Consider the following 12,679-nt stretch of genomic DNA (forward strand, 5'->3'; position numbering starts at 1 on the left):
TATTTCCTTATACCCAACCCTCATAAAATAAAACTACGTTAACCGCATTAAACGGGCACTTTCCTGTAAAAACACTTATCATTAAAATCGAGTTTTTATGAACTATATTAGTGTAATAGAGAGATATCATGAATATCATGACGCTATTCATGAGCTTATGGCTTCAATCGTTGCAGGGGCTTTTGATGAAAATTTTTTTAACGATGAACGCTTACTGAAAAACTCAATGGATTGGCTGACCAAACATTACCCTTTTATTGAGTTGATGTTCACTTTAGATGCCGATGGTATTCAACGTAGTAAAAACATTTCAAAGCATAACGTTGTCAATAAAAACAGTATTGAAGGCCCTGGAATAGACCGCTCTTATCGCCCTTACTATATCAAAGCAAGTGAAAATAATAACATTATTGTTACCGAGCCCTACTTATCAACCTCTAGCCATAATTTATGTATCTCTTCGTCAATGAAATATGCCAATAAAAATGGTGATGTGGTCGGTGTGTTGGTGATTGATATTAACTTATCTCAGGCAATTGAGTTTTTAATGGGCGATGTAAAACGAAAAAAATTCCACCCTTTTTTTGTTAGTATATATTCATGCATTGTTATTGGCCTTTTCTTTATCGTGGGTATTCTTTTATATTCGGCAGGTAGTGAAATAATTAATTTACTGCTTTCACCCACCCCTGAAGATCTTCAATTAAAACCGTTTGGCATTATTATTTTTTTAACCTTAGCACTCGCTATTTTCGACTTAGGTAAAACGACCATTGAAGAAGAAGTGCTCATGCAAAAAGATATATTACGCCACAGTTCGACACGACGAACAATAACTCGATTTATTGCGACCATCTTAATTGCTGTTTCGATAGAAGCTTTATTGCTGATGTTTAAATCGGTGCTTGGCTCGCCTGAATACTTAGTGAATGCGGTAGCGATGATGGCAACTTCAGTTGGATTACTGGTTGGATTAGGACTTTATGTTTATCTTGGCGCAAAAGCAGAAACATTGTTGAAGAAATAGCTTACATTGCTTAATTATTAGTAATATTTATATCAATAAAGGCATAAATATACGTGATTAACAGACCACAGCACTAGTCAAACTTCACCCTAGCGGGTAGAATCTAGCTCATCAATTTTTTAAGAACAATGAGATGCATTCAGATGGGTAGAGCATACCAAAACCGCAAATTGTCAATGGCGAAAACAGCCGGTGCGAAAACTAAAGTTTATTCTAAATACGGTAAAGCAATTTATGTGAGTGCCAAAGAAGGCGGTGTAGACCCTGACGGCAACTTAACACTTCGTGGTTTAATTGAACGAGCTAAAAAAGACCAAGTACCTACACATGTTATTGAAAATGCTATTAAGAAAGCATCTGGTGCTGGCGGTGAAGACTTTGTGGCGGCACGATATGAAGGTTTTGGTCCGGGTAACTGCATGGTTATTATCGATTGTTTAACCGATAACGGTAATCGTACCATTAAAGACGTTCGCCAATGTTTTACTAAAACGTATTCTAAAATTGGTTCATCAGGTACTGTTTCACACATGTTTAATCATCAAGCCGTATTTGCCTTTCAAGGTGAAGATGATGAAGCTGTTTTAGAGACCTTAATGATGGCTGATATTGATGTGACCGATGTTGAGCTTGAAGACGGTATCATTACTGTTTATGCCCCGCACACTGAGTTTTTCAAAATTAAAACTGAATTTGCGAATTCAATGCCAGAATTTGATTTAGAAGTTGAAGAAATTACGTGGGTACCACAAACTTATACTGAAATTACCGGTGAAGATGACACGGCAAATTTTGAGAAGTTTATCGCTATGTTAGATGACTGTGATGATGTACAAAACGTTTATCATAATGCTGATATTGCCGAGTCATAATTTAACATAAGACTAAGCTCAGGATGCTCTTTATCTGGCATCCTGGTTTCATCATACTTACTTAGCCAGTTTTTCCAGCATGACATTTACCGCGTCTAAATGTTCTGGGTTGTTATGACACATCCCTTGGAATACTGCACAAATATCTAGAAAATCAGGTAAATCGGTACGCTGTGCCATTTTCATCAATCGCTTAGTTAAGCGCATTGAAGCGGTTGGTTTACTGGCTATATCCGTCGCTAAGGCTCGCACTGTTTCCATTAATAATTCAGGTTCAACAACATTGAGCACAACGCCCAATTCTTTTGCCTCTTCGGCATCTATAATACGTCCTGTAAAGGTGAGTTCAGCGGCCTTTTGATAACCGATAGCGCGTTGCATAAACCACGCACCACCATCACCAGGGATGAGCCCTAAATTAGCAAATGTTTCTCCAAACTTTGCTTTGGTTGAAGCAATACGGATGTCACACATATTAGCCACATCAAAACCTGCACCGATTGCTGCACCATTAATAGCCGCAATAATAGGCACTTCACATTTGTGTAAAGCAAGAGGGATTCGTTGAATACCTTGGCGGTAACGCGCTTCAAGTTCTTGAACATCGCCAGCAAAATCTCCACCACGCTCGGCCATATCTTTAATATTTCCGCCTGAAGAAAACGCGGAGCCCGCACCGGTAATAATCAAAACTGCCACATTAGCGTTTTTATTCACCCAATTAACGGTTTCAACAATATCATCCGCAATTGCTGTACTGGTTAACGCATTACGTACGTCATGACGATTAAACGTTAACGTAACAATATTATTGTCTAGGGCGAGTATGCAGTCTGATAATTGGGGAAGCTTTTCTTTCATCACTATTTCTCTTTAAGGTATTTCAGTGTTGACTTTTTTTCATCGCGCTTCACTTGTTGCCAGTATGCTTCTAGCGTTTCGAGTGAGTGCTGTTCAAATATTATGCCTGAGTCTTGTACCTGCTTTTCAACACCATGAAATCGTGTAGTAAATTTCTGATTCGCTTGGCGTAATAGCTGTTCTGGGTCTTGCTTGGCATGACGACAAAGGTTAACAACCGCAAACATTAAATCACCGAGCTCTTCAGCCAATGCCTCGGGGTTATTCTGTTCAATCTCAACCTTAACCTCCTCAACTTCTTCCGCGACTTTAGCAAATACGTCTTCAATATTATGCCAATCAAACCCTGCATGAGCACAACGTTTTTGAATTTTAGCCGCTTGGCTCAGTGCGGGTAAATTTCTTGGAATATCCGCAAGAATACTGACGGTTTCGTTGGCATTTTTTTGTTGTCTTTCTTGCGCTTTTTCATCTTCCCAATTTGCATTTATATCAGCATCAGAAACTAACTTTTTATCGCCAAAAACATGTGGGTGACGGCGGATCAATTTTTCACAAATGGCAGCGACCACACTGTCGAAATCAAATTGCTTCTGCTCTTGACCGAGTTGACTATAAAAAATAATTTGAAATAATAAATCACCTAATTCTTTTTCTAACTCAGAGAAGTCTTGCTGCTCAACAGCGTCAATTACTGCATCAGCTACTTCATAAGCTTCTTCGATGGTATGAGGAACTATCGAGGCAAAGTCTTGCTTAATGTCCCACGGACACCCTCTTTCTGGGTCGCGAAGTTGTGTCATAATCCAACGGAGTTTTTCGATTGAAGATTTGTCATTTAACATTTTTAATGTCCACCATAATTAATGTGAAGAGGTCTGCCACTCAATTTTAGTAACCTTGTCGTCTGGGATAGTAAATATCATTGATGCCACTCCTACATCTTCGTTAGCTACCATATAGATATAATTGAAGCCTTCTATCCTGCTTGGCTTACCCAATTGACGTATTAATTCATCTTCCCCATTACAAGTAATCGAACTAAAGCTTAAGCTCTCACCACAACCTGTTAAATTAAACTTTTGAAACAGCTTACGAGTAACTATTTCACTACCGTCATCATATTTGTCGTAATCATAAACATAAAATTGTATAGAAATTTCGTCATATTTTAGAGTGATGTTTTTATCTAATCGCTTATATGTTTCATTTCGTATTGGATTTTCTATAATTTCATTTGGGGTTCCGTTTTTATTAACAACATCATCATAATGCTTACCCCATGAATATAGAGTTTTATAATAGAAATCCGATGGTGGTGAACCTTCCCTAAAGGTTTTTCCCCACTTGGTAGCTCCCATCAAAAGAATACTGATGCAAATAACCATGAACAAATGTAATAATACTTTCACTTAATATCCTTATTAATAATTAACTCATTAACCGTGGAACCTTGCATTCCTCTTCAATGGTGTGGGGAACTATCGAAGCAAAGTCTTGCTTAATATCCCACGGACACCCTGTTTCTGCGTCGCGTAACGCTGATATAATCCAGCGAAGTTTATTCATTGAAGCTTGTTCAGTTAACATATTTATACGTTTTCCATAAGGTAGATAAAATAAAGCTAAAGTCTTTTAACCTCTAATACATCGTCGAGTTGCAGTAATTTTCCAATTAAACGACCTAATATTTCATTGTTTGGAATTTCGATATTTAATAACATAGCGACTGTTTGTTTACTGGCATCAGAACGACTTTCCATGCCGACAATACTGACACGTTCATTTGAGACAATCGTAGAAATATCACGGACTAACCCTTGACGATCACTTGCGATAACTTTAACCGTTGCAAGGTAATTCTGTTGACTCTGCTCACCCCATTGCACTTCTACTTGACGCTCAGGTTGCTGATTTAATGCATTAGCGAATTGGTCACAATCGTTGCGATGTACCGAAATACCTCTTCCTTGGGTAATAAAACCCGCAATATCGTCACCGGGCACTGGATGACAACATTTTGCCATGTGTGTTAACAAATTACCGACACCCGATACGGTTATACCATTGGCGTCAGCTTTAAATTTTTGCTGAGTTTGTTGAGGTTTTACTAAGCTTTGTGGGTCAAGTTCAACAGGGGGTTTATTTCTTTCTTCATGATATTGCAAATGATTAATCACTTGCTGCAAGCGAGCATTACCTGAGCCTATTGCGGCATATAAATCATCAACGGTTTTAATATTAAAACGTTGGCTTGCTAGCATTAAGTCTGCATCTGATAAATCAAGTTTAGATAATTCGCCATCTAACTGCTCTTTACCTGAGGCAATGTGTTTGTCACGGTCAAGAAGCTTAAAGAAATGCTGAATTTTCGATCTTGTTCTTGGTGCATGAGTATAATGCAGATTAGGGTTTAACCAATCTCGACTTGGGTTGGGTGTTTTACTGGTTAGTACTTCAACTTGATCACCTGTTTTTAAACGATAAGTAAAAGGCACAATTCGACCAGAAACTTTAGCACCTATACAACAATGACCAACATTTGAATGAATATAATACGCAAAATCTAACGGAGTAGCCCCTGCTGGCAAATCAATTACATCACCATTTGGCGTGAATACATAAATACGGTCTTCAAAGACTTGGCTACGTAACTCATCCAACAAGTCACCGCTTTCGCTTACATCATCTTGCCATTGTAATATTTTTCTTAACCAACTCACTTTTTCATCAAAACCCGTTTTTCTATCGGTATTTTTCCCCCCTGCACTGCCTTCTTTATAACGCCAATGGGCAGCGACCCCCATTTCTGCATCATCATGCATTTGCTGAGTTCTAATTTGAACTTCTACTGATTTACCCTCAGGACCTAAAACGACCGTATGAATCGATTGATAACCATTAGGTTTTGGCGTCGCGACATAGTCATCAAATTCATTAGGCAAATGCTGCCAACTTGTATGAACTATGCCTAATGCGCCATAACAGTCTTGTAATTTATCAACAACAACTCTTACCGCTCTAACATCAAAGAGTTCTTCAAAATCAAGTGACTTTTGTTGCATTTTTTTCCAAATGCTAAAAATATGTTTAGGCCGGCCATAGACGTCACCCAAGATATTTAAATCTTTTAATTGCCCGCTGAGGTTGCTAACAAAATCAGCCATGTATTGTTCTCGGTCAAGGCGTTTTTCATCTAATTGTTGGGCAATATCTTTATATACGTTTGGATGGAGGTAGCGAAAAGATATATCTTCAAGCTCCCATTTTAATTGCCCTATGCCTAACCTATTAGCCAGTGGCGCATAAATGTTGGCTGTTTCTTTGGCAGCTAAAACACGTGTTTCTTCATCCGCATTTTTTACCAGTCGCAAGTAGCAAACTCGCTCAGCAAGTTTAATCACAACCGCACGTACATCATCGACCATCGCAACTAACATTTTACGGATGTTGTCAACTTGGTTTGCAGACACTTGATTTGACTGGCCTTGCTGCAGGGTCTTTATTGCCTGCATTTGGCTAACACCATTACATAAGTTGAGTATTTTTTTAGAAAAATTTTCTTCAATGTATTCCAATGAAATACATTGATATTCATATAAGGGGAGTAAAAAAGCAGCACACAATGAATCACGGTCAAGATTCAAGCTGGCAAGAATCTCGACCATTTCTAAAGACTTAGTCTGACACTCTTGCTGCTCTACGCAGAACTCACTCACTTGCTGCCAAAGCTTCTCGAGTGCTAGGTTTTTTTGGTCACTAAGTTCTAATGAGCTTAACCATTGCTCAAAATTTATTTCTGAAATTTGATGAGATTTACGTACCGACACCATAAAAATAACCTACTAAATTTTAGAGAAACAAAATGAATACCTACTTTACAAACAATACCATAGTCTCAATATGCTTTGTTTGAGAAAACATATCCATTAAAGATATTTTTTCAATACGATAACCTTGTGCTATTAATAACTCACTATCTTTAGCTAACGTTGCGGGATCACAACTTACATATAAAACGGTTGGAATATTTACATGAGTCAATTGTTGCAGCGCTTCATATGCACCTGCTCGAGCAGGGTCTAATAGCAGTTTAGTGTATTTTTTGTTGACCCAAGTTTCGTCCTTCCAATCGCTATTTAGGTCTGCTTGATAAAACTCACAATTAGTTAAACCATTTTGCAAAGCGTTTTTATGCGCATTAGTGACCATAAGCGCGACGCCTTCAATACCGACAACTTGCGCGACACGTTTTGCGATAGGTAAGCTAAAGTTTCCTAAACCACAAAATAAATCTAGCACAATGTCTTGCTCAGTTAACTGCAACCAATCAATAGCTTGAGTTATCATACTTTTATTTACGTCGTGATTAACCTGAATAAAGTTATCACTACTAAAAGAGATAGCAATATTGTTATCTAAAACATACTGTAAATTTTCTGAAATCGATTCATCTAACGAAATTATCTCTTTACCAAAATCAAACCGCACATCACAACACAAATCATCACTGAATGTTTGCCAGTGCTGTTTATCTTGCTGGGTTAGCTTGTCAAGTTGACGCACCACAACGGTCACTCTTTCTGTCGCAATAACCTCTATATGACCAATAGCATTTTTACCAGACAGTTTTTTTAGCAAGACTTTAAGGGGTGAAAAAATATTATTTAATGGCTGAATAAGTACAGGACAATTTTTAATATTAATTAAATGATTACTACCACGCTGCCTAAAGCCAATAGTTGCTTGCCCAACTTTATTGTACTGCACGCCAATACGAGCCTTTCGTCGATAATGCCAAGATTGACTGATTATAGGTACTTGCCAAGGCAATAATTGCTCATGATTGTTGCGCGAAAATAAGTCACTGACTTTTTGCTGTTTGAAGTCAAGTTGAGCGGCGGGTGACAAATGCTGTAAATCACAACCTCCACAACTGAGAAAGTGTTGACACTTCGCCGCTATACGCTCTTCATTGGGAACGATTACCGCGGTTAGCTTGCCACGGCTATATTTGTTTTTTTGCTCAATAACCTTCACCTGAACCACTTCATCAGGTAACGCACCATCAATAAATATAGGCTTTTTATTGTATTGACCAACGCCGCAGCCGTTAATATCAAGGCGTGTTATTGTAATTTTTACTTCTTGCCCTAATTCTTGTTTTTTAACTGTTGCTTTAAAAAAGTTGGCCATGACGAAATATACCTGTTAAGTGCTATAAATTTATATGACGATATGCCATGATAAGGTTATTCAAAGTCATGATTTTACACTAAAGTTCAGCAAATAATGCATAAAATAAGTCTGAAAGATTGGGTAATTTTACTTACCATAGTGCCAACCACGCTGATCGCTTTCTCGATCGCCAGCTATTTTTCCTATAGCCGGTATGATGAATTGAATAATTTTTTAACGCAGCGCTCACAAAGTATTATTGAACCCCTAGCGATTGCCAGCACTTTGCCCATGTTGAACAAAGATCGTGTGCAACTTCGTAATTTGATGAACTTCACCCATCGTAGTCAATCGTCTATTATCAAAAGTATTGCTGTTTTCACCAAAGATAACCAAGTTTTTGTTACCAGCTCTTATCACGGTGATGCTAATTTGTTGCGTCTTAAAGCCGGGCAAGTTATTCCTGATGGTACAATTTTTTCGAAAACGGGTGATGATTTTATTTTTCATAGTCCTATAGTTAATGAAACCTTAATTAATGACGCGACGCGTTCCTTATCTCAAGATAATATTGGCTATATTGCTATGCAAGTTGATAGCAGTAAGATTCGGTTAAAGCAGCAAGACCAAATGATATTCTCCTTTCTTATTGTACTTTTCGGTACAGCTTTTAGTGCCTTTTTTTCTTATCGGCTTATTAAAAACTTTACTCGTCCAATAGGCGCTATGGTACAAGCTGTTGATCGAATTAGGGAAGGAAAGCTGGAAAGCCGAGTAACGGGACAATTGATTGGAGAGTTAAATTTTTTGAAAAATGGTGTCAATGCAATGGCCCAATCATTAGGAGATTATCAAGAAGAAATGCAAGGCAGTATTGACCAAGCGACTACCGATTTACGAGAAAGTTTAGAACAATTTGAAATACAAAACGTTGAACTTGATATTGCTAAACGAAAAGCACAAGAAGCCAATAAAGTTAAATCAGAATTTTTAGCTAATATGAGCCATGAACTTCGTACACCACTCAATGGCGTTATTGGTTTTACTCGCCAAGTATTAAAGACACCTTTAACCATTACTCAGCGTGACTACTTACAAACCATTGAGCGCTCGTCAGCTAACTTGCTGGCGATTATTAATGATATTTTAGATTTTTCGAAGTTAGACGCTGGAAAAATGGTGATTGAAAACATTCCTTTTTCAATGCGAGAAGCCGTTGAGGATACATTAACATTATTGGCACCTACCTCTCATAAAAAAAATATCGAGTTATCTTTACGTGTTAACCCGCAATTACCTGATGCGCTTATTGGTGATGCGATGAGAATTAAGCAGGTATTAATCAATCTAACCAGCAACGCAATGAAGTTCACCGACAAAGGCTCTGTTGATATAGATGTCGACAGCGAGCGTATTGAAAATAATATCGCTATTTTAAAAGTAACGATAAAAGATACAGGGATTGGCATGAGTAACGAGCAGCAAAAAACTATTTTTGACGCTTTTGGTCAAGCAGATAAGAGTGTTACTCGTCTTTATGGTGGCACGGGGCTTGGCTTGGTTATTTCTCAACGCTTGGTTAATGAAATGAACGGTAATATGGGCTTTTCCACAGAGCAAGGCCAAGGTTCAACCTTTTGGTTTACTTTCCGTTGTGAAGTTAACCCTATTTCTCTTGGTAATATTTTTGATAACCATGAGCTTTCTGGAAAAAGTGTGCTTTATTTTGAACCTCATACGCATAGTCGTATTGCGACCAGTGAAATTCTTACCGATTGGGACTTGGACGTTCATCCTGCTCAAAACTTAGCGCAAGTAAACGATTTGCTTAGCGAAAAGTCACACTTTGATTTTGCCCTTATTAGTCATGATATCACGCCAACAGCGTTAGTAGAGTTGAAGGAACTTATCGCAACACTTTCAACCAACGTGACTCAAATTCATTTAGCAATAAACAGTAACTCTCCTAATTTACAAGAAGCACTGATTGCGAGTGGGGCCAAAAGTTGTTTAAGTAAGCCTATCACACCAGAACGATTAAATAAGGTCTTACTCCCTCAAAACCACCTACTTGGTAACACTACATCAACCACTGAAGAAAATAAGATCCCTATAAAAATATTGGCAGTTGATGACAACGAAGCTAATTTAAAACTCATTAATGAACTTTTGCTTGAACAAGTTAACGAAGTAACCACCGTTTTAAACGGTCAAGAAGCCGTAAACATTTGTAAAAATGAAAAATTTTCAATGATATTTATGGATATTCAAATGCCAATAATGGACGGGATTTCAGCCCTAAAAAGTATTAAAGCGATGACGTTTAATGACAATACTCCCATCATTGCAGTAACGGCTCATGCCCTTAAAGAAGAAAAAGATAAACTGTTAAAGCTTGGCTTTGACTCTTACATGACTAAACCCATTGACGAAGCGATGCTGCGCCATTGTATTTATGAATATTGTGATTTAACACAGCCACCACATGTTACAACAATAAAAAATAACAGCCTAAATCGTACTCATTTACATAAAAACATAAATGAGACTAAAAAATCAACGATTGAGCCAGCACATAATAATAATAAAGTGATTGACTGGCCTTTAGCATTAAAGCGAGCAGGCAATAAAGAAGAGCTCGCCAAAGAAATGCTCAAAGGTTTAGTACAAAGCCTACCTGAAACTAAACTGAATATTTCTGAAGCGCTTACTTCACAAGATGTAGAACAATTAAAGATACTCATTCATAAGCTCAATGGTGCTTGTTGTTATTCAGGAGTACCAAGCCTAGGACGTGTCGTTCATCAGATTGAAACAGAGCTCAAAAGTGATGTCACCATTGATGATTTAGAGCCTGAATTTTTTGAGTTTTTTGAACATATCGATAATGTAATAAATCAAGCGCCTGAAATATTTAATCATTCAACAAAAAACAAGCACTAGATACACTTTATTATTATAGATAATCAGTTAATGATCATTAACTGATATAGCTTTAGCCATTTTTAGAACTTAGATAATTTACTGAATACTTGATCAAAGCAGTAACTGGGCAATATCTTGCACTAAACTTTTATTAGGTCTTTCAATGATCCGTCCTAATTCCTCTTTTTTAATTTCATCTCGGTAAATGATAATAGTGGGTGTGTATTTGATATTATTATTTATTGCCAAGTCCTGAGGATCTGTTTTTTGATAATCAAGCGCAATAAGTGTTACGTTAATATGCTTATTTGCTTTTAATAGTTTAAGTAATTTAGGCACTTCCCGCTCACTGTCATGGCACCAAGTCGCAAAATAAATATCTATTTTTAGCGTTTTAGGCCACTGAGCAATAAGTTCTTGCTCTTGCTCGCTGACTGAAAATGCCTCAAAATTTGTCTCAAATACGCTAAAATCGTTCAACAGTTTAGCTTCACTGACCACACCCAATGCAAAATCATCGGCTTGCGCTGATAACGATAATAGGCTAATAAAAGCGGTTGATAACATTGTTAATAATAATTTTTTCATAGCGACTCTTGTTGGTTTGTATCAGTATATACAAAACTGTAAACGTCAAAATCGTTTAGTGTTTCTTTAATTCGTTAGCTTTTAATAACATGGCTTTGCTTTCTTGTAAAAAGATATCGGCATAATCACCAAACCAATCAGATACTTGTGAAAACATAGTAACAAAAGCATCTTTATCACCCATTTCAACATCTTCTAACAGTTCTAAAAACCGATAAGCGAAACGTTTCATCATCGCGACATTATCGTGATTTGAAAAAATTATATCGGTATAAAGCACTGGGTCTTGTGCAAACAAACGCCCAACCATAATCAACTCTAGACGATAGATAGGCGAACTCATTTCAACAAGTTGTGAAATATCAGCTCCTTCTGTCATCAAATGATAGCCATAAGCGATCGTTGAAAAATGTCGCATCACTTGCACCATCGACATTGCCTGATCGTGTGCTAAAGCATCTACGGGGTAAATTTTTGCCCCCCAGACCTGAAATTGTTTCAGCAACCAATTATATTGTTCAGGTAAGCGCCCTTCACAAGTAATAATGGTTTGTTTAATTAGCCCTGAAACATCGGGTCCAAACATCGGGTGTAAGCCAACAACAGGCCCTTTATGAACTTTCATCATTTCATAAAGAGGCATTTCTTTTACACTGGTCACATCGGCTAAGATACATTTTTTTGATAAAAAAGATAATTTTTGGATAATCATTGATGTTAACCGAATAGGTACGGCAACAATAACAACGCCTGCTCCAGCAAGAATATTATCGCTATTTGACCAATCTTCCTGTTCGAGTATTTCTACCTGATAACCAGAGCGCTCAAATAAGTCGACAAATACTTTACCTAACTGACCACTACCACCAATAACAACAATTTTACCACACTCAATATTAACACATTGATAACCACTCGCATCTTGGCTAATGTAAGAGTCACTCATTAATCGCCTTAAAATATCTTCGATTAATTCAGGAGACACCCCTGCTTCCATCGCTTGTTGTCTGCGCATAGATAACAATTTAGCTTCCCGCTCAGGTGCATAAATAGGCATACCTACTTTGCTTTTAAGCGCTCCAACTTTGGTCGTGACTCTCCTGCGTTTTGCTAATAGCTCGACTAATTGAGTATCTATTTCATCAATTTCATTTCTCAGTTGATCTAACTGAGGAGCTATACTTTTATTATCCATTGGTTTACTCATTTACTTTTAGTGGCCGTTGCC

10 protein-coding genes and 1 pseudogene are annotated in these 12,679 nt (G+C 37.5%); 3 read left to right on the plus strand and 8 right to left on the minus strand.

The features are described 5' to 3' along the window. The first annotated feature begins 97 nt into the window (after positions 1 to 97). On the plus strand, positions 98 to 1,027 hold the full coding sequence (locus tag H4J52_RS11320) for a PDC sensor domain-containing protein (protein ID WP_182177052.1): 930 nt from the start codon (positions 98 to 100) through the stop codon (positions 1,025 to 1,027). 143 nt (positions 1,028 to 1,170) lie between these two features. Next, on the plus strand, positions 1,171 to 1,899 hold the full coding sequence (locus H4J52_RS11325; RefSeq protein WP_182177053.1) for a YebC/PmpR family DNA-binding transcriptional regulator: 729 nt from the start codon (positions 1,171 to 1,173) through the stop codon (positions 1,897 to 1,899). A gap of 57 nt (positions 1,900 to 1,956) precedes the next feature. On the opposite strand, the gene H4J52_RS11330 is transcribed toward H4J52_RS11325, so the two are convergent. The 6 genes and pseudogenes from H4J52_RS11330 to rlmD all read right to left on the minus strand — a co-directional run bounded on the left by H4J52_RS11330 (position 1,957) and on the right by rlmD (position 7,956). Then, complete coding sequence (locus H4J52_RS11330; protein ID WP_182177653.1) at positions 1,957 to 2,760, minus strand: enoyl-CoA hydratase-related protein; 804 nt, start codon at positions 2,758 to 2,760, stop codon at positions 1,957 to 1,959. A 2-nt stretch (positions 2,761 to 2,762) separates the two neighbouring features. Then, entirely contained in the window at positions 2,763 to 3,605 is an 843-nt protein-coding gene (gene mazG, locus H4J52_RS11335; RefSeq protein WP_182177054.1) for a nucleoside triphosphate pyrophosphohydrolase, read from the minus strand. An 18-nt stretch (positions 3,606 to 3,623) separates the two neighbouring features. Beyond that, positions 3,624 to 4,172: a hypothetical protein gene (locus tag H4J52_RS11340; protein ID WP_182224730.1), complete on the minus strand. Its 549-nt coding sequence runs from the start codon at positions 4,170 to 4,172 to the stop codon at positions 3,624 to 3,626. Positions 4,173 to 4,209: 37 nt separating this feature from the next. Beyond that, positions 4,210 to 4,350: pseudogene (mazG, locus tag H4J52_RS11345) on the minus strand (nucleoside triphosphate pyrophosphohydrolase); the annotation flags it as partial. A gap of 35 nt (positions 4,351 to 4,385) precedes the next feature. Further along, a complete protein-coding gene (gene relA / locus H4J52_RS11350) occupies positions 4,386 to 6,593 on the minus strand; it encodes a GTP diphosphokinase (RefSeq protein ID WP_182177057.1) in 2,208 nt (735 codons plus the stop codon). 40 nt (positions 6,594 to 6,633) lie between these two features. Continuing rightward, complete coding sequence (rlmD, locus tag H4J52_RS11355; RefSeq protein ID WP_182177058.1) at positions 6,634 to 7,956, minus strand: 23S rRNA (uracil(1939)-C(5))-methyltransferase RlmD; 1,323 nt, start codon at positions 7,954 to 7,956, stop codon at positions 6,634 to 6,636. 96 nt (positions 7,957 to 8,052) lie between these two features. Between rlmD and barA the strand changes: the two genes are divergently transcribed. Then, the gene (barA, locus tag H4J52_RS11360) at positions 8,053 to 10,881 is read left to right on the plus strand and encodes a two-component sensor histidine kinase BarA (protein ID WP_182223639.1); all 2,829 of its coding nucleotides are present in this window, start codon (positions 8,053 to 8,055) and stop codon (positions 10,879 to 10,881) included. Between the two features lie 93 nt (positions 10,882 to 10,974). Here barA and H4J52_RS11365 read toward each other — a convergent pair whose 3' ends face one another. Both H4J52_RS11365 and tyrA read right to left on the minus strand, forming a co-directional pair. Then, positions 10,975 to 11,451, minus strand: coding sequence for a thioredoxin family protein (locus H4J52_RS11365; RefSeq protein WP_182177060.1), 477 nt, complete (start codon positions 11,449 to 11,451; stop codon positions 10,975 to 10,977). Positions 11,452 to 11,506: 55 nt separating this feature from the next. After that, a complete protein-coding gene (gene tyrA / locus H4J52_RS11370; RefSeq protein ID WP_182177061.1) occupies positions 11,507 to 12,646 on the minus strand; it encodes a bifunctional chorismate mutase/prephenate dehydrogenase in 1,140 nt (379 codons plus the stop codon). Between the last annotated feature and the right edge of the window lie 33 nt (positions 12,647 to 12,679).

It is taken from the genome of Colwellia sp. MB02u-14 (genome assembly GCF_014076915.1).
Lineage (GTDB): Bacteria > Pseudomonadota > Gammaproteobacteria > Enterobacterales > Alteromonadaceae > Colwellia_A.

Coding starts and splice junctions, on each gene's coding strand:
- H4J52_RS11325 (WP_182177053.1), top strand. CDS start 1,171: ATGGGTAGAGCATACCAAAACCGCAAATTGTCAATGGCGAAAACAGCC.
- rlmD (WP_182177058.1), bottom strand. CDS start 7,956: ATGGCCAACTTTTTTAAAGCAACAGTTAAAAAACAAGAATTAGGGCAA.
- barA (WP_182223639.1), top strand. CDS start 8,053: ATGCATAAAATAAGTCTGAAAGATTGGGTAATTTTACTTACCATAGTG.
- mazG (WP_182177054.1), bottom strand. CDS start 3,605: ATGTTAAATGACAAATCTTCAATCGAAAAACTCCGTTGGATTATGACA.
- H4J52_RS11330 (WP_182177653.1), bottom strand. CDS start 2,760: ATGAAAGAAAAGCTTCCCCAATTATCAGACTGCATACTCGCCCTAGAC.
- relA (WP_182177057.1), bottom strand. CDS start 6,593: ATGGTGTCGGTACGTAAATCTCATCAAATTTCAGAAATAAATTTTGAG.
- H4J52_RS11365 (WP_182177060.1), bottom strand. CDS start 11,451: ATGAAAAAATTATTATTAACAATGTTATCAACCGCTTTTATTAGCCTA.
- tyrA (WP_182177061.1), bottom strand. CDS start 12,646: ATGGATAATAAAAGTATAGCTCCTCAGTTAGATCAACTGAGAAATGAA.
- H4J52_RS11320 (WP_182177052.1), top strand. CDS start 98: ATGAACTATATTAGTGTAATAGAGAGATATCATGAATATCATGACGCT.